Source organism: Microbacterium immunditiarum (assembly GCF_013409785.1).
Lineage (GTDB): Bacteria > Actinomycetota > Actinomycetes > Actinomycetales > Microbacteriaceae > Microbacterium > Microbacterium immunditiarum.
This window is the reverse complement of record NZ_JACCBV010000001.1, coordinates 2,090,078-2,109,908: the sequence shown is the minus strand read 5'-3', so window position 1 is coordinate 2,109,908 and position 19,831 is coordinate 2,090,078. Positions and strand designations below refer to the sequence as shown.

The window sequence follows — 19,831 nt, the reverse complement described above, 5'->3', positions numbered from 1 at the left end:
CGGAGGCGTGCGCGGGCGGGCCGGGGCATCCGCTTCTGTCATAGAGTTGCCATGCGCCCGACCCGCGGCGCGGAAGGAAAGGCAGTCACGTGGAGATCCGCATCGGCATCACGAACACCGGCCGCGAGCTCAGCTTCGAGACAGACGAAGCCGCCGCCGACGTCAAGAAGTCCGTCGCGAGCGCGCTCGACTCGGGTGCGACCCACGTCACCTTCACCGACAACAAGGGCAACGCCTTCATCGTGCCGACCACGGGCCTCGCCTACGTCGAGATCGGCACCGAGGAGTCCCGCCGCGTCGGATTCGTCGCCTGACATGCAGATCCTCCTCGGCCTCATCGTCGGCGCGTGCATCGGCGTCGCGCTGCACTTCGCGGTCCCCGGCCGCTCGACCCGCGGGGTCGCACTCGCCCCGGTCCTCGGCGCGCTCGTGGCAGGCCTCGCGTGGATGATCCTCACGTGGGCCGGTCAGGGCGTCGACAGCCTGTGGATCTGGCTCGCGGCATTCGTCGCCCCCGCCGTCACGGTGTGGCCGACGCTTGTCGTGCTCGCACGCATGCGCGACGCCCACGACGAGCGCGAGCGCGAGCGGCTGCGCATCGCCTGACGGCTTCGCCTCGGACCCCGCTTACGCGGCGAGCCCCATCGCGTCCATGCGGCGCGAGTGCGCGGCCATGAGCTCGGTGAAAACCGGCTCGACCCTCTGCTCTCCCGCCGGATCGAGCGATCCGGGGCGCAGGGCGGCGCGCGCGATGAGGAGGGTGTCGCCGACCAGCCGGCGACCCCACATCGCGAGCAGCGACCGCCACTCAGGGTCGCTCTCGATGGCCGCGCCGAGCAGGTCGACGAGCGCGTCGCGGTCGTCGTCGGCCCGGAGGATGCGCGCGACGCGCCTCCCCGTCTCGCCGTAGCTCGCCGAGAGCGCGAGGTAGAAGTCATCGAGCATGCCCGCCGTGATGTGCACCGCGAGCATCGTCTCCTGTGGCCGCACGCCGTGCGTCGCGGCGCGGAACGCATCGAGCGGCTCGCGGAACGGCAGCATGAGCTCGGTCGGGTCGTCGCCCCGCTCGCGGATGAGGGCGACGAGCTCCTCGTGCTTCGTGAGGGCGGCGCCCGCCGCGCGCGACAGGGCCTCCTTCTCGGCGAGCTCGGGCGTCGGCGCGATGAGCTCGCTCAGCGTCTCGAAGTAGCCGAGCTGCAGATACGCGGCCTGGCCGAGGAACGTGTCGATGTCGGGCGCGAGCTGCTCGAACGCCACGCGATTGGCGTCGCCGAGGTCGCCTCGTGCGCGCAGCTGCAGCCGTCGACCGGGCTCGCGGCGCTGCCAGAACCACCTCACCACAGCCTCCACCCTAACCGGCGGTGGGCTTACTCACGGGACGGTCCGGTATCCTGGATCGGTCCCCGGCGTTGGATCGGGGCTCCCGCGCCTGTGGCAGAGAATGGGCGTGGACCGCACCTCCGCCCGCGCCGGGGAGACCTGTAGCGCCAGGGCACGGACTCAGGCAGCTTCTGACTGCCGGACAGGCAACAGTCATCGTGACGACTTTCGTCGAACTCGGCGTCGATCAGGACATCGTCGACGCACTCGCCGCTCGCGGCATCGTGGACGCGTTCCCCATCCAAGAGCAGACCATCCCCCTCGGCCTCCCCGGACAGGACATCATCGGCCAGGCCAAGACCGGAACCGGCAAGACCTTCGGCTTCGGCATCCCGGTGGTCCAGCGTCTCGGCCTCGACCCCGCGCCGGGCGTCAAGGCGCTCATCGTCGTGCCGACGCGCGAGCTCGCGGTGCAGGTCTACGAAGACATGGACATGCTCACGTCGAACCGCTCGACGAGCGTGGTCGCCATCTACGGCGGCAAGGCGTACGAGGGCCAGATCGACCAGCTCAAGGCGGGCGCGCAGATCGTCGTCGGCACGCCCGGCCGACTGATCGACCTCAACAACCAGCGCCTGCTCGACCTCTCCAACGCGGCCGAGGTCGTGCTCGACGAGGCCGACAAGATGCTCGACCTCGGGTTCCTCCCCGACATCGAGAAGATCTTCCAGAAGCTCCCGGCCGTCCGCCACACACAGCTCTTCTCGGCGACGATGCCCGGCCCGATCGTCGCGCTCGCGCGCCGGTTCATGTCGAACCCGATCCACATCCGCGCGAACGACCCCGACGAGGGGCTCACGCAGGCGAACATCCGCCACCTCGTGTACCGCGCGCACGCCCTCGACAAGGACGAGGTCATCGCCCGCATCCTCCAGGCCGAGGGCCGCGGCAAGACCGTCATCTTCACGCGTACGAAGCGCGCCGCGCAGAAGCTCGTCGACGAGCTGAGCGACCGCGGCTTCAACGCGGGCGCCGTGCACGGCGACATGAGCCAGGAGGCGCGCGAGCGCTCGATGGCCGCGTTCAAGGCCGGCAAGAAGGACGTGCTGATCGCGACGGATGTCGCCGCCCGCGGCATCGACGTCGACGACGTCACCCACGTGATCAACCACACGATCCCCGACGACGAGAAGACCTACCTGCACCGCGCCGGCCGCACGGGCCGCGCCGGCAAGACCGGCATCGCGGTGACGTTCGTCGACTGGGAGGACCTGCACAAGTGGGCCCTCATCAACCGAGCCCTCGAGTTCGGCCAGCCCGAGCCCGTCGAGACGTACTCGTCGAGCCCGCACCTGTTCGCCGACCTCGACATCCCCGCGGGCACGAGGGGCCGCATCGCGACCGCGCCCAAGACGCAGGCCGTCAAGACGCAGCGCCGCCCCGAACGCGCGGCCGAGGCCGCCGCCGAGGGCGAAGACGCCGGCACGACCCGTCGCCGCCGCCGGCGTCGCTCGTCGAGTGAGCGCGTCGGAGCGACGTTCGCAGAGGGGTCGACGGATGCCGCGCCCTCGCGCGACGGGGACCACGAGTCCGCGCATCGCGCCGAGCGCACCGAGGGCGGCGGAACGCACGACGGCGGAGGCAAGGAGCACCACGACGGCAAGCCCGCACCCGCGCGCCGCCGCCGCCGCCGCCGCGGCCCGCGCTCGAGCACGCCCGCCGCCTCCTGAGGCGGCGCCTCCGCGCTCAGGAGGCGGCGGCGCCGCGCGCCGGCGCCGCCCGCCCGCGCACCACAGGCCCGCCCGCCAGCGCGCCGAGAAGAGGACGATGGACCGGCATCAGGGCGACGCATCCGTTTCCGCCCTGATCTGGGTGCATCGGCCTGCTCTCGTGACTGAGACGACGTTCCTCCCCAAGAGCCGCAGTTCGCCGCGCTGACCACAGGAGCCGCCTGAATGCGCGGCGCCGTCCGGTTCGGCGACCACGCTCGGCGGGGTGAGCAAGCAAGACCTCTTCGTGCGATGGCTGACCGCCCGTGGCGGAGTGACGCATACAAGCGAAGCGCGTGTCGCGGGGTTCGACTCGCGCGTGATCGCGGCGATTGAGGCGAAGGGTCGCATTCGCCGCATCCGTCGTTCGTGGATTGTTCTGCCGAACACGGATGCAGCGACCTGCGCGGCACTGGCCGTCGCCGGCCGGCTGACCTGTGTCACCGCGGCGGCGGATCTCGGGTGGTGGGTGCCACCGAACATGAGTGATGCGACCCACGTCGCGGTCGCGCCGACGGCGAGCCGGATCGAGCGCGATGGAGTTCACCTGCACTGGTCGCGCGGACCCGCTCCGACGGCTCGCTACGCCGTGCGGGAGCACTCCGTGAACGTCCTGGCTCACGTGGCCGGCTGCCTGGATCGCATGGACGCGCTCGCCGTGTGGAACTCCGCCGCGCGTTCGGCGCAGACGAGCCCCCGCGTGCTGAAGTCGGTGGCTTGGAGCACGCCACGCGCGCGCGAACTCGCCCACGCGGTCTCGGTGCTGTCGGACTCAGGTCTGGAGACGCATGCCGTCGAGCGGTTCCGTGCGCTGGGTCTCGCCGTGCAGCAGCAGGTCTGGATCGCCGACCAGCCCGTCGACCTCCTCATCGGCGAGCTGCTCGTCGTGCAGGTCGACGGGGCCCACCACCTCGAGCAGAGGCAGCGTCGCCGCGACATCCGGCATGATGCCCGCCTCCGGCTCATGGGCTACACCGTCCTGCGGTTCGACTACCAGCAGGTGCTCTTCGACTGGGCCTATGTGGAGTCGGTGGTGACGACCGCGGTGGCGCAGGGCCTCCACCTCGCCGCGAGCGCGACGCGACGTGCAGCGAGATCAGGTTGATGCATCCGGATCAGGTCGGTTTGTCAGAATGGGCCCTGTTCTCGGTACGGCGGCCTGTTCTCGCGGCACGGCCCCCGCCCGCGCCACCACTGCGGCCGCGGGCTCGCGCGGCGGGTACACCCACGCCACGAGCACCACCGAGATGATCATGAGCAGGAACCACGACACGAGCTTCGTGGCGGACACCGGATGCCACCCCTCGACCTGGTTCGGGTACAGCCATGCGCCCGCCCACGTGCCGATGTTCTCGGCGAGGTAGATGAACGCCGCGACGCCGGCGAACGCGGCGAGCAGCGGGATCCGGAGCACGCGCCGCCACACGCGCGCGTACATCACCGTCGGCAGCCACAGCAGCACGACGAGCGCGAGCAGCACCCACCGCAGGTCCCACCAGAAGTGGTGGGTGAAGAAGTTCACGTAGATCGCCGCGGCGACGATCGCCGTGAGCCACCGCCGCGGGTACCGCGTGAAGCCGAGGTCGAAGAGCCGGTACACGCGCACCATGTACGAGCCGACCGCGGCGTACATGAACCCGCTGAACAGGGGCACGCCGGCGATCCGCAGCACGCCGTCCTCCGCGTACGCCCACGACCCGACGTCGATCTTGAAGATCTCCATGACCGTGCCGGTCACGTGGAAGAGCACGATGACCCACAACTCGCGTCCCGTCTCGAGGCGCGCTGCGACCATGACGACCTGGATCGCGACCGCCGCGATCGTGAGGAAGTCGTTGCGCGCGAGCAGCGCGTCGTCCGGATACCAGAGCCGCACCGCGACGATGACCGCCAGCAGCGCGGCGCCGAAGACGCACGCCCACGCCTGCTTGAGCACGAAGACCGCGAGCTCGACGAGGGTCGCACGGATGCCGCGATCCGGAGCGTTCCGCAGCAGTCGATGCGCGACAGAATCGATGCGCCGTTCGAGCGCGGTGGACTGCCGCATCCGTCCACGCTAGCCCGGCCGCCCGGGACACGCCCTCCGACGCCCGCGCGGAGGGCATTCCGTCCAGCGCGCTCCCCCGCCATAATCGGCATCAGACGACGGATCCTCGCCGCCGTCGCGCTGCTCGCAGCGTCCTTCTATCCAAGGAGAATCCATGGACTTCTGGTCCAACTTCTGGAGCCTCATCTGGTGGTTCCTGTGGGCGTTCGTCTTCATCGCCTACCTCATGGCACTGTTCGCGATCATCGGAGACCTCTTCCGGGACCACAAGCTGAACGGCTGGTGGAAGGCGGTGTGGATCATCTTCCTGATCTTCGTGCCGTTCCTCACCGCGCTCGTCTACCTGATCGCGCGTGGCCAGGGCATGGCGGAGCGGAGCCAGCGCGAGGCGCGGGCCGCTCAGGCCGCCACGGACTCCTACATCAAGCAGGTCGCGGGAGCCAGTCCGGCCGAGGAGATCGCGAAGGCGAAGAGCCTGCTCGACGCCGGCACGATCACGCCGGAGGAGTACGAGCAGCTGAAGGCCAGGGCCCTCGCGCACTGAGACCGACACGGGCGACGAGCCCGTGCGGAGGCGCCCCCGTCACGGATAGACGGGGGCGCTTCCGCGTCCGCGCTCGATGAGCCGCTCGACCATGTCGTCGCTCGTCGAGTTCTCGCCGGGCTGGTTCGGCTTTCCGAGCCCGTGGTAGTCGCTCGAGCCCGTCACGATGAGGTCGCGCTCCTCGCACAGGCGGCGAAGGGTCCGGATGCCGCTCTCCAGGTTCTCGCGGTGCCCGAGCTCGAACCCGCCGAGGCCCGCGTCGAGCATGTCTTCGAGGACGGGCATGGGCAGCACGCCCGCCCGGCCCGCGGGGTGCGCGATGATCGGCACGCCGCCGGCATCCGCGATCAGTCGCACCGCCGTGACCGGGTCGGGTGCGAACAGGGCGACGTAGTACTCGCCACGCGGGCTGAGGATGCTCGAGAAGGCCTCCGCGCGGTCGCGCACGAGCCCGCGGGCGACGAGCGCGTCGGCGATGTGCGGGCGGCCGACGGTCGCGCCGTCCGTGGTCTGTGCCACGATGTCGTCCCACACGACGTCGTAGTCTCGCGCGATGCGCTCGGCCATGAGGCGCGCGCGGTCGAGCCGTGACGAGCGGATGCGGTCCGTCATCGCCACGAGCGCGGCGTCGTCGGGGTCGAACAGGTACCCGAGCACGTGGACGCTGCGGTACTGGTGCTTCGCCGACAGCTCTATCCCCGGGATGAACGTCATGCCGAGCGACACGGCCGCCTCGGCCGCCTCCGCCCACCCCGCCGTCGTGTCGTGATCGGTCAGCGCGGCGGTGCGCAGCCCGTGGCGGTGCGCCGCGGCGAGCACGAGTGCGGGCGACTCGGTGCCGTCGGAACGGGTCGAATGGAGGTGAAGGTCGCTGGGGCCCTCGAAGCGCCGGTTCACCGCCATCCTCCGAGCGTAGCGGGGGCATCCGTCACGCCGCGCGCTCGGCAAGAACGCATGCTCTGTTTCGAGTTTTCTCAGCCTGCTCGCATAGAGTCGCCGAGTGCTCCGCCTCCTCGGGATCCTCGTCGCCGTGCTGTGCGCGATCGGCGCGGCGGTCCTGACCTGGCCCGCTTTCTTCCGGGTCGAGCGCGTCTATCCCGTCGCCCAACTGATCTCGTTCCGCAGCGTCATCCTCGTGGGGTTCGTGGTCGCCGTGGCGCTGTTCCTGCTCCTCGCGCTCGCGCGCCCCGTCCGTCGTTTCGCCCTCGCGATCGCCGCCATCGCGGTGGTCGCCGTCGTCGCGAACGTCGCGATCCTCGCCTCGCGCGGCACGGGCACCGAGACGCTCCCCGAGAAGACCGCCACGAGCGTGCGCGTGATGACGTGGAACACGGCCGGCGCCGCGACGCCGCCGGAGACCATCGCACGCATCGCCGTCGCGATGGACGCCGACATCGTCGCGCTCCCCGAGACGACGATCGAGACCGGCGAGGAGGTCGCGCTCGTCATGCGCGACCTCGGCCACCGCATGTGGGCCCACCACAGCGAGAACCCGTCGACGGAGTGGGACGCCGGCTCGACCACACTGCTCATCTCGCCCGAGCTCGGCGAGTACGCGATCATCGAGTCCTCGAGCAACGGCACGAGCAACACGTCGACCGTGCCGAGCGCCGTCGCTATGCCGACCTCCGGCGACGGCCCGATCGTCGTCGCGGCGCACGCGGTCGCGCCGCGACCGAGCTACATGCAGCACTGGCGCGACGATCTGCAGTGGCTCGCCGACCAGTGCGCGGTCGAGAACGTCATCCTCGCGGGCGACTTCAACGCGACGGTCGACCACATGTCCGACCTGGGCGTCGGGGGCGGGACACTCGGTCGCTGCCACGACGCCGCCGCCGCGAGCGGCAACGGATCGGTCGGCACGTGGACGACGAAGATGCCTCCCCTGCTGTCCGCGCCGATCGACCACGTCATGGCGACCGACGACTGGACCGCCACCGGCTCGATCGTGCTCGGCTCGATGGACGACTCTGGAAGCGACCATCGGCCGCTCATCGTGCAGCTGGAGCCGGCCGGCTGATCCGTCCTCACGGCTCGCCGGAGGTCCGTGCGAGACTGGACGAATGAGCACGACAGGCGACCCTTCGACGGGCTCAGGGACCGACACGATCCCTGCCGACTCCGCGACCACCGAGCCGACGGCCGAACCCCAGGCCGAGGAGAAGGTCACCACCAACCGGCGGCAGCCTTTCGGGCGCGGATTCCTCGACACGATCTCGACCGGCTGGGCGGACCGGCCCGAGTCGCTCCCGCCGCAGCGTGAGCAGGCGCCGTATGCCGCCAAGCGGCGCGACGCGGTGTCGGCAGCGTTCCCCGGAAAGCGCCTCGTCATTCCCGCGGGCGACCTCAAGCAGCGCAGCAACGACACCGACTACCCGTTCCGCGCGCACTCGGCATTCACGCACCTGACCGGCTGGGGATCCGACGCCGAACCGGGCTCCGTGCTCGTGTTCGACCCGCGCGACGAGGGCGGTCACGACGTCACGCTCTACTTCCGCGAGCGCGCCGACCGCACGACGGCGGAGTTCTACTCGGATGCCTCGATCGGCGAGTTCTGGATCGGCCCCCGCCCGGCGCTGGCGGGCGTGGCATCCGATCTCGGCATCGCGACCTCGCACGTCGACGACTTCGTGGCAGGAGACGCCGACCTCGTGCTCGACCACGACGACGAGCTCACGCGTTTCGTCTCGGAGCTGCGTCTCGTCAAAGACGAGTACGAGGTGGACCAGATGCGACTCGCGGTCGACGTGACGGCGCGCGGGTTCGACGACATCGTCGAGAACCTGCCGCGCATCGTCGAGCACCCGCGCGGCGAGCGCGTCGTCGAGGGCGTGTTCCACCTGCGCGCACGCAGCGAGGGCAACTGGGAGGGCTACGACACCATCGCGGCATCCGGCCCGCACGCGTGCTATCTGCACTGGACGCGCAACGACGGCACCGTCGTGCCGGGAGACCTCATCCTCATCGACGCGGGCGTCGAGGTCGACAGCCTGTACACGGCCGACATCACGCGCACCATTCCGGTCAGCGGGCGCTTCACCGACGTCCAGCGCAAGGTCTACGAGACGGTTCGCGAGGCGGCGGATGCCGCGTTCGCCGCCGCCCGTCCGGGAGTGACCTTCCGCACGGTGCACGAGACCGCGATGCGCGTCATCGCGCGGCGCGTCGCCGAGTGGGGGCTGCTGCCCGTGACCGCCGAGGAGGCGCTCGACGCCGACAAGGGCGGCCAGCACCGGCGGTACATGGTGCACGGCACGAGCCATCATCTCGGCATCGACGTGCACGACTGCGCGCAGGCGCGGCGCGAGATGTACTACGACGGCCTGCTCGAGCCGGGCATGGTGTTCACGATCGAGCCGGGCCTGTACTTCCAGATCGACGATCTCACGGTCCCCGAGGAGTACCGCGGCATCGGCGTGCGCATCGAGGACGACATCCTCATCACAGAGGACGGACCCGTGAACCTGTCCGCGGCGATCCCCCGCACCGCCGACGAGGTCGAGGAATGGGTCGCGCGACTGTCGACCGGTCGTTGAACGGGCGCAGCGAGACGACGCGCCCGTGACCTACACCGCTCCCCCGTCGTTCACGACGCGGCCGACGCTATCGGGCACGTTCGGCATGGCCGCGTCGACCCACTGGATCGCCACGGCGACCGCGCAGTCGGTGCTCGAACGCGGGGGAAACGCGTTCGACGCGGCGGTCGCGGGCGCCTTCGTGCTGCACGTCGTCGAACCGCACCTCAACGGCCCCGGGGGCGACCTCGTCGGAATCTTCGCGACTGCGGAAGACCCGACGCCGACCGTGCTCATGGGCCAGGGGCCGGCGCCCGAAGGCGCGACGATCGACCACTACCGCTCCGAAGGCCTCGACCTCGTGCCCGGCGCGGGCGGGCTCGCGGCCGCCGTCCCGGGTGCCGTCGACGCCTGGCTCCTGCTGCTGCGCGACCACGGCACGTGGGAGGTCGCCGATGTGCTGTCGTATGCGATCCGCTACGCGCGCGATGGCGTGCCGCTCGTGCCGCAGGCCGCCGCCACGATCGCGCGGGTGGCTGAGCTGTTCGCGAAGCACTGGCCGACCTCGGCGGAGCTGTGGATGCCGGATGGCGAGCCTCCCGCACCGGGCTCGGTCGTCCGAAATCCTTCGTATGCCGACGTCCTCGACGGGCTGTGCCACGCGTCGTGCACCGTGCGCGACGACGGCCCCGTCGGCCGCGCGGCCCGCATCGACGCCGCGCGGCGCGAGTGGAAGACGGGGCTCGTGGCACACGAGGCATCCGCGTTCCTGTCGACCCCGCACCGGCACTCGGAAGGCGGCGAGCATGCGGCCGTCATCTCGGCCGACGACTTCGCCGGGTTCGACGCGTCGTACGAGCCCGCCGTGACGGCCGAGTTCCGCGGGGCGACGGTCGCGAAGGCGGGCGCGTGGACGCAAGGACCGGCGCTGCTTCAAACGCTGCGGATGCTGGATCCGCTCGACGCCGACCGCCTCGACCCCTCGCAGGAGGTCGGCGCGCACACGATCCTCGAGGCGCAGAAGCTCGCGTACGCCGACCGCGACGCGTGGTACGGGGACGCCGACGTGGATCTCGAGACCCTGCTGTCGGAGGACTACGCCGCTGAGCGGCGAGAGCTCATCGGCGACGAGGCCTCCGCCGAGCACCGGCCAGGCACCCCCGGCGGGCGCGACGGCTTCCGTCCGCCGCTGCGCACGAAGGACGCGTTCGCCGCCGCGGCGGGCACCGGTGAGCCGACCGTCTCGACGAGCGGCCGCACGCGCGGTGACACATGCCACATCGACGTGCTCGACCGCTGGGGCAACATCGTGTCGGCGACACCATCGGGCGGCTGGCTGCAGTCGTCGCCGACGATCCCGGCGCTCGGCTTCTGCCTGGGCACGCGCCTGCAGATGACGTGGCTGGAGCGGGGGCATCCGTCGTCTCTGCTTCCCGGCAAGCGGCCCCGCACGACGCTCACGCCGACGCTCGTGCTGCGGGGCGGCGCGCCGTGGTTCGCGATGGGCTCGCCTGGCGGCGACCAGCAGGACCAGTGGCAGCTGCTCGCGCTGCTGCGCATGCTCGTGGGCGGCTACCGCGCGCAGGAGGCGATCGACGCGCCCGCGCTGCACACGACCGCGATGCCCGAGTCGTTCTGGCCGCGCACGTGGACTCCGGCCGGCGCCGTCGTCGAGGACCGCCTGGGCGACGCCGTGATCGACGGCCTCGAGCGGCGCGGGCACGTCGTCACGCGCGCGGGCGACTGGACGCTCGGCCGCGTGTCGGCGGTGGGGACGGATGCCGCAACCGGCCTGCTGTGGGCGGCGGCGAACCCGCGCGGCATGCAGGGGTACGCGGCGGGGCGCTGAGCGCGGGACGACACCGTGACCGGCCCGCCTAGATATGGATGATCTGCGCGAGATCGTCGGGACACCGCTCGCGTTGAGCGCCGAAAGCCTGCGCGAGGCGGCGGTGCTGGCGTCCTCACACGGTCTCTCGTTCTACGACGCGAGCTGGGCAGCTGCCGCGCGCGGTTTGGGGATCGTGCTGGTCAGTACCGACGGACGTCTCCAAGAGGCCGGACTCGCCGAATCCGCCGCCGAGACCGTCGCCCGTCTGAGACTGTCGGTTCCGCCCGCACGGTGACGAACGCGGCTCGTCCGGCGGCGCCCGACATCCACCCACTCAGTACCAGGCGTGGATTCCGCGCCCGCCGCGGGTGTCACACAGGAATGCGAGCGCGCACGAACCTCGCGACCAGCGGCGCGAGGCCCGCGCCGATCTCCTCGGCGGGCCGCTTGCGGCCCTTGACCTCGAACGAGTGGCCGCCGCCCTCGATCCACTCGACGGTCGCGTCCTGACACGACGCGACCGCCGCTTCGAGCCCCTCGTGCGGGACGACGAACGGGTCGACCGTGCCCTCGACGAACAGCTGCGGCGCGGCGATCCGCGGCAGGTGCGCCGAGCGGTCCTTCTCGGGCTGCCCCGGCGGATGCAGCGGATACCCGAGGTACACGAGCCCCGCCGGTGAGATGGCCCCCTCCGCGGCGGCCATCGACGCCATGCGGCCGCCGTACGACTTGCCCGCCGCGACGAACGGCACGCCGGCGAGTGCCTCGCGCGCGGCGGCCTCGACCGCGGACCACATCGCGATCGCATGAGCGGCGGGTCCGGGCATCCGTCGACCCGCCTCGACATAAGGGAAGTTGAACCGCAGCGTCGCGAGGCCCTCATCGCGCAGGGCGCGCGCGAAGCCGACGAGGAACGGATGCCGGTACCCCGCGCCCGCGCCGTGGGCGATCGCGACCGCGGCCCACGGGTCTGCTTCGGGCAACTCGAGGTCGCACGACACCGCGACGGACCCCGCGGGCAGCGCCACCGGGATCGGAGAGTCGACGAGCGTCATCGCTGCCATCCTCGCGTACGCCGTGTCACGTGTCGATGTCGATCGTGCCGTCGCGGGCCGCCCAGAACTCGAGGTTCTCGCGCGCGCTGAGCTTCGTGTTCCCGTCGAGCGCCGTCACGACGCCCTTGCGGCCGCGCAGCCGGTACTCGCGGCGAAGATCGGCGACCTCGATGACGGGGTCACCGGGCGCGGGACTCACGCGCGGTCGTCTCGCTCGTCGGGCGCAGGGGATGCACTCGGGTCGGACCGGTCGTCGTCCGCACCGTCTTCTTCCGGCGCGGCGGATGCGGCATCCGTCGATTCGTCATCGGTGTCTGGCCCACCGCTCTCGACGACCCGCTCGCCGTAGCGCGGCGGTTCTGCGGGAGGAGCGACTCGCTGCCCGTACAGCGGCGGCTCGCCGGCCGTCGGGGCGGCCTGCGGAGGCACGGGCTCAGTCGTGCCGAGGACCTGACGCGCGCGGTGGACGCTCGACGAGGCGACGTGGACCTCGTAGTGCTCGGCGACGACCTGCATGACCGACGCGTAGTCACGACGACGGCGGACGAAGGAGTACGTCACGAGGCTCAGCAGCATGCCGATCGCGATGCCCACGAAGAGCACGCCGACGAACGCCTGGATGGGCACGGTCGGGGATCCGAGCACGAAGATCGCTGCGAAGAGGAGGCCGAGCAGCAGGCCGTTGATCGCGCCGGAGCGCGCGGCGGCGGCGTAGCCGAGGCGACCCGTGACGCGCTCGACAGAGCGCAGGTCGTGGCCGACGATCGAGATCTCGCGCGCGGGGATCTCGCCGGCGATGAGCGTCGAGACGGCCTTCTGCGCCGCCTCGTAGGTGGGAAAGCTCGCCACGGTCTGGCCCGTGTCTTCAGGGCCCTGCGGGAAGCGACCGCCCATCATGCTCATGTCCCTCATCCTTGCACGGACCCCGGACTACGCTGGACGGGTGAGCACGCAGAGGGTATTCGTCGCGCGCCTGTCCGGGTGCTCGGTCTTCGACCCCGCCGGCGACCGGCTCGGCAAGGTGCGAGACGTCGTCGTGATCTACCGCAAGGACGATCCGCCGCGCGTCGTGGGTCTCGTGGTCGAGATCCCCGGGCGCAGACACGTGTTCATGTCCATCGGGCGCGTGACCTCGATCGCGACGGGCCAGGTCATCGCGACGGGGCTCATCAACGTGCGCCGGTTCCAGCAGCGCGGCGGCGAGGTGCGCGTCATGGCCGAGCTGCTCGGCCGCCGCGTCTACTTCAAGGACGGATCCGGCCACGGGGTCATCGAGGACGTCGCGATCGAGCGCAACCGCGCGGGAGAGTGGGACGTCGGCCAGCTCTTCCTGCGCCGCCCCAAGACGAGCGCGTCGCCGTTCGCGAAGGGCCCGACGACGTTCGCGCACTGGTCCGAGGTGCGCGAGCGCCAGACTCCGGGTGAGGCGCAGTCCGCCGAGCAGCTCATCGCGACCTATTCCGACCTCAAGCCCGCCGACCTCGCCAACACGCTGCTCGACCTGCCCGAGGAGCGCCTCATCGAGGTCGCCGAGGAGCTTCCCGACGACCGCCTCGCCGACGCGCTCGAAGAGATGCCCGAAGACGAGCAGGTCCACATCCTCGAGGCGCTCGGCGACGAGCGCGCCGCCGACATCCTCGACGCGATGGAGCCCGACGACGCAGCCGACCTGCTCGGGCAGCTCTCGGAGGAGCGGTCGGAGGAGCTGCTCGAACTCATGGAGCCCGAGGAGGCGGAGGACGTGCGCGCCCTCCTGAAGTACGGCCCCGACACGGCGGGCGGTCTCATGACGAGCGAGCCCATCGTGCTGTCGGCCGACGCGACCGTCGCCGAGGCGCTCGCGCTCATCCGCCGGCACGAGCTGCACCCCGCGCTCGCGGCGGCCGTGTTCGTGACGCTTCCGCCGTACGAGACGCCGACAGGGCGCCTGCTGGGCACGGTCCACTTCCAGCGGATGCTCCGCTACCCCCCGCACGAGCGCCTGGGCACCATCATCGATGACACGCTCGAACCGGTGCCGGCGACCGCGTCGGCCACCGAGGTCGCACGCCTCCTCGCCAGCTACAACCTCGTTTCGCTGCCGGTCGTCGACCAGGCTCACCGCCTCGTGGGCGCGGTCAGCGTCGACGACGTGCTCGACTACCTCCTTCCCGACGACTGGCGATCCCATGACGCCGACGATGAACAGCCGCAGGAGACCGTTCCCACGACCACCGCGAGCATCCCGAGGAGGCGCTGATGGCCCGTCCGACCCGCCGTGCGGCGCTGGATGCCCCGCTCGGGCGCTCCGGCGTCCTGGGACCGCGCCCCGCCCAGCCCTCACGCGACCGCTTCGGCCGCTTCACCGAGTGGATCGCGCGCAACATGGGCACCCCGGCGTTCGTCCTCGGGCTCACGATCTTCTGCGCGGCGTGGATCCTGTGGAACACGATCGGGCCGGAGGAGCTGCGCTTCGACTCGGCCGAGCTCGGGTTCACCGCGCTCACTCTCGTGCTGTCGCTGCAGGCGTCGTACGCCGCTCCCCTGATCCTGCTGGCGCAGAACCGCCAGGACGACCGCGACCGCGTGCAGATCGAGCAGGACCGCCAGCGCTCCGAGCGAAACCTCGCCGACACCGAGTACCTCGCGCGCGAGATCGTCGCGCTGCGCATGGCGCTCACGGAGGTCAGCGACGAGGTCATCACGCGCGACGTGCTGCGCACCGAGCTCAAGGCGCTGCTCGAGCAGCTCCAGCCGAGCGGCGAGGCCGGTGACGCCGGCCGATCGACGTGACCGACGAGCTCGCGGCCCGCGTGCGCGCAGCGGTGGGGGCCGTGAGCGATCCCGAGCTGCGGCGGCCGATCTCCGAGCTCGGCATGGTGCGCGACATCTCGGTCGAGGGCGGGACGGCGAGAGTCGGCATCGTCTTGACGATCGTCGGATGCCCCGCCGCCACCCGCATCGAGAGCGACGTGCGCGCGGCCGCCGCCTCGGTGCCCGGGATCGACGCGGTGGAGGTCGCGGTCGGGGTCATGACACCCGCCGAACGAGCCGAGCTCACCGAGAAGCTGCGCGCCGGTCGTCCCGCCCGCCAGATGCCCTTCGGCCCTGACTCGCTCACCCGGGTGATCGCCGTCACGAGCGGCAAGGGCGGAGTCGGCAAGTCGACCGTGACCGCGAACCTCGCGGTGGCGCTCGCGGCGCGCGGCCTCGCAGTCGGCCTCGTCGACGCCGACGTGCACGGCTTCTCGATCCCGGGTCTGCTCGGCCTGGTCGACGCCGACGGACTGCCGCCCCACCCCACGCGCATCGACGACCTCATGCTCCCGCCCGTCGCGCACGGCGTGAAGACGATCTCGATCGGGATGTTCCTGCGGCGCGGGCGCTCCGACGAGCCGCTGGGCGCGGTCGCGTGGCGCGGTCCGATGCTGCACCGGACCGTGCAGCAGTTCCTCACCGACGTGTACTTCGGCGACCTCGACGTGCTGCTCCTCGACATGCCGCCCGGGACCGGCGACGTCGCGATCTCGGTCGGCCAGCTGCTGCCCCACGCGGACGTCGTCGTCGTCACGACGCCGCAGGCCGCGGCATCCGATGTCGCCATCCGCAGCGGACTCGTCGCGCGCCAGACCGGTCAGCGCGTCGTCGGCGTCGTCGAGAACATGGCCGGCCTCACACTCCCCGACGGGACGACCGTCGACCTGTTCGGGTCGGGCGGCGGCGCCGAGGTGGCCGCGGCGCTGTCCCACGAGGGCGAGGAGGTGCCCGTGCTCGCGTCGATCCCGCTGAGCCCCGAGCTGCGCGCGGACGGGGACGCCGGAACGCCGGTCGTCGTCACCCACCCGGATGACCCCGCCGCCGTCGCGATCACGCGTCTCGCCGAGAGACTCGGCGGTCCGCGCGGCCTCGCGGGCCGGTCGCTCCCGATCCGGCCCTCCTGATCCGGGGCTCTACGTCGCTTCGGCGTCGAACGGCGGGGTCTCCCCCGCGGTGAGGCGCCGGGGCGGCTCGGGCGGCGTGAGCGGCGCCGTGACCGCTGCCGCCGTGCCCGCGGCCTTGACGGTCGCGATGGGCGGGTCGTCGAGCAGCGCCTCGCGGATGATGCGCCTCGGGTCGTACTGGCGCGGGTCGAGAGTGCGCCAGTCGATGTCGTCGAAGTCCTCGCCCATCTCGTCCTTGACGCGGGTCTTCGCGTTCTGAAGGTAATCGCGCACGCGTCGTGTCGCGCGTGCGAGCGCCTCCGCGTAGCGCGGCAGCCGCTCGGGGCCGACCACGAATGCGGCGATCACACCGATCAGCAGAAGCTTCTCGATCGTGAGGCCGAAGAACATGCACACAGGTTACCGCCGTGTGCCTGTGCGGGCGGCATGATTCCGGGCCGTAGGCTGTCGCAGGAGGAGGACCATGGCCGATCAGCACGCGAACAACCGCTTCGCCGACGAGGCGACCGTCGAGCCCGACCACATCGTGCGCGCACGAGCGCACGCGCTCGAGCTCGGCGCGGCGCCGGTGAGCCCCGCGGTCGGCGCGCAGTGCGCCGTCATCGCGGCGGCGTCCCAGGCGCTGAACATCGTCGAGATCGGCACGGGGGCGGGCGTCTCGGGCCTGTGGCTGCTCCACGGCTCGCCGCGCGCGACCCTGACGACGATCGACAACGAGCCCGAGCACCTGGGCGTCGCGCGCAAGGCGTTCGCCGACGCGAGGATCCCGCCCGCACGTGCCCGCTTCATCACGGGGCGCGCCTCAGAGGTGCTCCCGCGCATGAACGAGGCGTCGTACGACATCGTGCTCGTCGACGCCGACCCCGAGGGGGTCATCGAATACGTCGAGCACGGGCTGAGGCTCGTGCGCGCCGGCGGCACCGTGCTCGTGCCCCGTGTGCTCGCGGGGGGCGCCGTCGCGGACCCGGTGCGCCGCGATCCCGTGACCTCGGCCTACCGCTCGCTCATCCAGGAGACCCAGGCCTCGCCCGCCGTCATCGGCGCTCTGTCCATCGTCGGTGAGGGACTGCTTCAGCTCACCACGCGCCCGGCGGAGTGAACAGCCCGTCCCATCCGCGGAGACGACGGAACGGCCGGTCCCTCAGGACCGGCCGTTCCGAAGTCGCGACTCAGGCGGCGTTGACGACACCGCCCAGGACGTCATAGAGCTCCTTGGCCTCGGCGTCGTTCACCGAGACGACGAGGCGCCCACCGCCCTCGAGCGGAACACGGACGATGATGAGGCGCCCCTCCTTAACGGCCTCCATCGGCCCGTCTCCGGTTCTCGGCTTCATCGCTGCCATGGTGGCTCCCTTTCGTCGTAGGTCTGCCTCCCAAGTTTATCGTGCCCTGACAACGCGGGGAAAAGCCGGGGCGCCCTGTGGAGAACGTTTTCCGCGTCAGGGGATCTGCCAGAACGTATTCCCCAGCCCGTACATGTTGAAGATCCACCACCATTGGCCGAGCAGGCCGACGGCGAGTACGCCGAACCGCCACCACGGCGATCTCGGCATCGCGACCGCCCCCCACAGCGGCGACAGCGGCACGAGCAGACGGAAGATGCTCGACTGCGGGAAGAACACCGCGAGCAGGTACACGACGTAGCTCGCCGCCCAGAGGCGCAACTCCACCCCGAGCCGCTTCACGTGCGGTTCGAACAGCAGCAGAGCCGCGATCGCCGCCACGAGGATGACGAGCGCGACGATGCCGAGCCAGCCCGGAAGGCCCCACGTGCTGAACCAGAAGTCCGCACCGAGCACGAACCCGTCGAACGGCACGAAGGCGCCGCTCCATCCGGGCAGCCAGTTGCGGCGCCACGCGAGCTCGGTCGCGAGGTACGCTGTCGGATCGCCCGTGACGATCCCGGCGATGACCTGCCACGAGAACCCGACGAACGCGGCGATCAGGCCGAGCGCGACGATGTGCACGACCTCCCGGATCGGGAGCGGGTCCCGTCGGCGCGCGAACCACCGCGCGATGCCGTACAGCGCGAGGAACAGCGAGAACGCGAGCACTCCAGGCCGCGTGAACCCCATCGCGGGCACGAGCAGGTACAGCCAGCCGAACCGCCGTCGCATGACGAGCCACAGCGCCAGGAAGAGGAACAGCAGGAAGAGCGACTCGGCGTACGCGACCTGGAACAGCGCCGCGAGCGGCCCGGCCGCGAAGAACACCACGGCCCACATCGCCATCGCGTCGTCGCCGCGCAGGCGCAGCATCCGGTACAGCACCAGGCACGCGAGATAGCCGGCCGCGAGCGACACCGCGACCGCCCCCGCGGGCCACGAGCCGAACGCGAGGCCGACGGCGCTCGACAGGTACGGGTAGACCGGCATGAACGCCCACTGATTCTCGGCGACCAACCCGTCGTCGGTGAGCGGCAGCTCGGCCGGGTACCCGTTGACCGCGGTGTACCAGTACCACTGGCCGTCCCACCCGGTCGCGAGACCCGCGAGGCCGGGGTTGACCCCGAAACGGGAAGAAGGGCCGGATGCCGCATCCGCCGTCACGAAGAACAGCGTCGTCACCACGCGGGCCAGCACGTACACGATGAGCACGCGCACCGAGACCGGCAACGCCGCCCACCCGCGACGCAGCGCGTCCCAGGTGCCGCGCGGCGCGCTCAGCTCAGCCACGCCCGCAGACCGCGCTCGACGTCCTCGATCTGCGCGAGCGGCACACGCTCCTCGTCGTGGTGGGCGAGGCTCGCGTCGCCAGGACCGTAGTTGACGGCCGGCACGCCGAGCGCCGAGAAGCGCGCGACATCCGTCCAGCCGTACTTGGGCCGTGGCTCGGCGCCGACGGCGGCGACGAACTCCTGCGCGAGCGGCGCGTCGAGACCGGGACGGGCTCCCGGCGCGATGTCGACGACCTCGACCTCGAATCCGTCCATGACCCCACGGACGTGGGCGACGGCCTCGTCGGGCGTGCGGCTCGGGGCGAAGCGGTAGTTGACCTCGACCTCGCACAGGTCGGGGATCACGTTCCCCGCGATGCCGCCCCGGATGCGCACGGCGTTGAGACCCTCGCGGTAGGCCAGGCCGTCGACCGCGACCTCCTGCGGCACGTAGTCCGCGAGACGGCCGAGGATCGGCGCGGCGCGGTGGATCGCGTTCTCGCCCATCCACGCCCGGGCACTGTGCGCGCGGACGCCGTGCGTGCGCACGATCGCGCGCAGGTTGCCGTTGCATCCGCCCTCGACCTGCCCGTTGCTCGGTTCGCCGAGGATCGCGAAGTCGCCCGCGAAGAGGTCGGGACGCGTGCGCGACAGGCGTGTCAGGCCATTGAGGTCGGCGTCGACCTCCTCGTGGTCGTACCACATCCACGTGATGTCGACGCGGGGCGAGACGAGCTCGGCCGCGAGCTTGAGCTGCACCGCGACGCCCGCCTTCATGTCGACGGTGCCCCTTCCCCACAGCATCCGCTCGCCATCGGCGCCGATCTCGCGGGTGGGCAGGTTGTGGTTGACGGGCACTGTGTCGATGTGACCCGCGATCACGACGCGCTGCGCACGACCGAGGTTCGTACGCGCGACGATCGTGTCTCCGTCGCGATACACGTCGAGATGCGCGAGCCGGTGCACGGCGTGATCGATCGCGTCAGCGAGGGTCTTCTCCTCACCGGAGACGCTCGGGATGTCGCAGATCGTGCGGGTGAGATCGACGGAGGACGCGGAGAGGTCGAGCACCGGCATCCGTCGAGTCTATCGACCCGCCCTGCTTCGACCCGCCCGCATGATCCGCCTGGCGGCACCCAGCCACCGGCGCATCCGACGGACCGCGCTACCGTTG

The 19,831-nt window shown here is 71.3% G+C and carries 23 protein-coding genes; 13 read left to right on the top strand and 10 right to left on the bottom strand.

The features are described 5' to 3' along the window. Window positions 1–89: 89 nt before the first annotated feature. Together BJ991_RS09755 and BJ991_RS09750 are read left to right on the top strand one after the other, a co-directional pair. A complete protein-coding gene (locus BJ991_RS09755) occupies window positions 90–314 on the top strand; it encodes a DUF3107 family protein (protein ID WP_179489567.1) in 225 nt (74 codons plus the stop codon). Window position 315: 1 nt separating this feature from the next. After that, on the top strand, window positions 316–606 hold the full coding sequence (locus BJ991_RS09750; RefSeq protein WP_179489565.1) for a hypothetical protein: 291 nt from the start codon (window positions 316–318) through the stop codon (window positions 604–606). A gap of 21 nt (window positions 607–627) precedes the next feature. On the opposite strand, the gene BJ991_RS09745 is transcribed toward BJ991_RS09750, so the two are convergent. Continuing rightward, window positions 628–1,341 carry a ferritin-like fold-containing protein gene (locus tag BJ991_RS09745; protein ID WP_179489563.1) on the bottom strand — a complete coding sequence of 238 codons (714 nt, stop codon included), beginning with the start codon at window positions 1,339–1,341 and terminating at the stop codon, window positions 628–630. A 197-nt stretch (window positions 1,342–1,538) separates the two neighbouring features. Here BJ991_RS09745 and BJ991_RS09740 point away from each other — a divergent pair, with 197 nt between their 5' ends. After that, on the top strand, window positions 1,539–3,050 hold the full coding sequence (locus BJ991_RS09740; RefSeq protein WP_179489561.1) for a DEAD/DEAH box helicase: 1,512 nt from the start codon (window positions 1,539–1,541) through the stop codon (window positions 3,048–3,050). Between the two features lie 265 nt (window positions 3,051–3,315). Further along, entirely contained in the window at window positions 3,316–4,194 is an 879-nt protein-coding gene (locus BJ991_RS09735) for an endonuclease domain-containing protein (RefSeq protein WP_343048703.1), read from the top strand. On the opposite strand, the gene BJ991_RS09730 is transcribed toward BJ991_RS09735, so the two are convergent. Beyond that, complete coding sequence (locus BJ991_RS09730) at window positions 4,186–5,136, bottom strand: DUF817 domain-containing protein (RefSeq protein WP_179489559.1); 951 nt, start codon at window positions 5,134–5,136, stop codon at window positions 4,186–4,188. The genes BJ991_RS09735 and BJ991_RS09730 overlap by 9 nt on opposite strands. A 154-nt stretch (window positions 5,137–5,290) precedes the next feature. Between BJ991_RS09730 and BJ991_RS09725 the strand changes: the two genes are divergently transcribed. Continuing rightward, window positions 5,291–5,680 carry an SHOCT domain-containing protein gene (locus BJ991_RS09725; RefSeq protein WP_179489557.1) on the top strand — a complete coding sequence of 130 codons (390 nt, stop codon included), beginning with the start codon at window positions 5,291–5,293 and terminating at the stop codon, window positions 5,678–5,680. A gap of 39 nt (window positions 5,681–5,719) precedes the next feature. Here the strand turns inward: BJ991_RS09725 and BJ991_RS09720 are convergent, their stop codons facing one another. Continuing rightward, window positions 5,720–6,583: a PHP domain-containing protein gene (locus BJ991_RS09720; protein WP_179489555.1), complete on the bottom strand. Its 864-nt coding sequence runs from the start codon at window positions 6,581–6,583 to the stop codon at window positions 5,720–5,722. 97 nt (window positions 6,584–6,680) lie between these two features. Between BJ991_RS09720 and BJ991_RS09715 the strand changes: the two genes are divergently transcribed. The 4 genes from BJ991_RS09715 to BJ991_RS09700 are packed head-to-tail and all read left to right on the top strand — an operon-like array spanning window position 6,681 to window position 11,321. Continuing rightward, entirely contained in the window at window positions 6,681–7,700 is a 1,020-nt protein-coding gene (locus BJ991_RS09715; RefSeq protein WP_179489553.1) for an endonuclease/exonuclease/phosphatase family protein, read from the top strand. A gap of 43 nt (window positions 7,701–7,743) precedes the next feature. Continuing rightward, window positions 7,744–9,216, top strand: a complete 1,473-nt coding sequence (locus BJ991_RS09710; RefSeq protein ID WP_179489551.1) for an aminopeptidase P family protein — start codon at window positions 7,744–7,746, stop codon at window positions 9,214–9,216. 25 nt (window positions 9,217–9,241) lie between these two features. Then, on the top strand, window positions 9,242–11,044 hold the full coding sequence (locus BJ991_RS09705) for a gamma-glutamyltransferase (RefSeq protein ID WP_179489549.1): 1,803 nt from the start codon (window positions 9,242–9,244) through the stop codon (window positions 11,042–11,044). 34 nt (window positions 11,045–11,078) lie between these two features. Beyond that, on the top strand, window positions 11,079–11,321 hold the full coding sequence (locus BJ991_RS09700) for a PIN domain-containing protein (RefSeq protein WP_179489547.1): 243 nt from the start codon (window positions 11,079–11,081) through the stop codon (window positions 11,319–11,321). A gap of 76 nt (window positions 11,322–11,397) precedes the next feature. Here BJ991_RS09700 and BJ991_RS09695 read toward each other — a convergent pair whose 3' ends face one another. Genes BJ991_RS09695 through BJ991_RS09685 form a run of 3 tightly spaced genes read right to left on the bottom strand, consistent with a single transcriptional unit; the run spans window position 11,398 to window position 12,984 of the window. Beyond that, window positions 11,398–12,081, bottom strand: coding sequence for an alpha/beta hydrolase family protein (locus tag BJ991_RS09695; protein ID WP_179489545.1), 684 nt, complete (start codon window positions 12,079–12,081; stop codon window positions 11,398–11,400). Between the two features lie 25 nt (window positions 12,082–12,106). Beyond that, a complete protein-coding gene (locus tag BJ991_RS09690) occupies window positions 12,107–12,280 on the bottom strand; it encodes a hypothetical protein (RefSeq protein WP_179489544.1) in 174 nt (57 codons plus the stop codon). Beyond that, a complete protein-coding gene (locus tag BJ991_RS09685; protein ID WP_246301066.1) occupies window positions 12,277–12,984 on the bottom strand; it encodes a YflT domain-containing protein in 708 nt (235 codons plus the stop codon). The genes BJ991_RS09690 and BJ991_RS09685 overlap by 4 nt, the downstream gene beginning before the upstream one ends. Window positions 12,985–13,024: 40 nt before the next feature. Between BJ991_RS09685 and BJ991_RS09680 the strand changes: the two genes are divergently transcribed. Genes BJ991_RS09680 through BJ991_RS09670 form a run of 3 tightly spaced genes read left to right on the top strand, consistent with a single transcriptional unit; the run spans window position 13,025 to window position 16,001 of the window. Beyond that, window positions 13,025–14,320 carry a magnesium transporter MgtE N-terminal domain-containing protein gene (locus BJ991_RS09680; RefSeq protein ID WP_179489543.1) on the top strand — a complete coding sequence of 432 codons (1,296 nt, stop codon included), beginning with the start codon at window positions 13,025–13,027 and terminating at the stop codon, window positions 14,318–14,320. Then, entirely contained in the window at window positions 14,320–14,853 is a 534-nt protein-coding gene (locus BJ991_RS09675; protein WP_179489542.1) for a DUF1003 domain-containing protein, read from the top strand. Before BJ991_RS09680 ends, BJ991_RS09675 begins: the two co-directional genes overlap by 1 nt. Further along, window positions 14,850–16,001, top strand: a complete 1,152-nt coding sequence (locus BJ991_RS09670) for a P-loop NTPase (protein ID WP_179489541.1) — start codon at window positions 14,850–14,852, stop codon at window positions 15,999–16,001. The genes BJ991_RS09675 and BJ991_RS09670 overlap by 4 nt, the downstream gene beginning before the upstream one ends. A gap of 9 nt (window positions 16,002–16,010) precedes the next feature. On the opposite strand, the gene BJ991_RS09665 is transcribed toward BJ991_RS09670, so the two are convergent. Then, window positions 16,011–16,391, bottom strand: coding sequence for a twin-arginine translocase TatA/TatE family subunit (locus tag BJ991_RS09665; protein WP_179489540.1), 381 nt, complete (start codon window positions 16,389–16,391; stop codon window positions 16,011–16,013). Between the two features lie 73 nt (window positions 16,392–16,464). On the opposite strand from BJ991_RS09665, the gene BJ991_RS09660 reads away from it, so the two are divergent. Continuing rightward, complete coding sequence (locus BJ991_RS09660; RefSeq protein WP_179489539.1) at window positions 16,465–17,100, top strand: O-methyltransferase; 636 nt, start codon at window positions 16,465–16,467, stop codon at window positions 17,098–17,100. A 70-nt stretch (window positions 17,101–17,170) separates the two neighbouring features. Here BJ991_RS09660 and BJ991_RS09655 read toward each other — a convergent pair whose 3' ends face one another. The 3 genes from BJ991_RS09655 to dapE all read right to left on the bottom strand — a co-directional run bounded on the left by BJ991_RS09655 (window position 17,171) and on the right by dapE (window position 19,734). Next, window positions 17,171–17,344 (bottom strand): DUF3117 domain-containing protein, encoded by a 174-nt coding sequence (locus tag BJ991_RS09655; protein WP_019179788.1) that lies wholly within the window; start codon window positions 17,342–17,344, stop codon window positions 17,171–17,173. A 96-nt stretch (window positions 17,345–17,440) separates the two neighbouring features. Continuing rightward, the gene (locus BJ991_RS09650; RefSeq protein ID WP_425487524.1) at window positions 17,441–18,676 is read right to left on the bottom strand and encodes a hypothetical protein; all 1,236 of its coding nucleotides are present in this window, start codon (window positions 18,674–18,676) and stop codon (window positions 17,441–17,443) included. Continuing rightward, window positions 18,664–19,734 carry a succinyl-diaminopimelate desuccinylase gene (gene dapE / locus BJ991_RS09645; protein WP_179489538.1) on the bottom strand — a complete coding sequence of 357 codons (1,071 nt, stop codon included), beginning with the start codon at window positions 19,732–19,734 and terminating at the stop codon, window positions 18,664–18,666. The genes BJ991_RS09650 and dapE overlap by 13 nt, the downstream gene beginning before the upstream one ends. Window positions 19,735–19,831 lie beyond the last annotated feature (97 nt).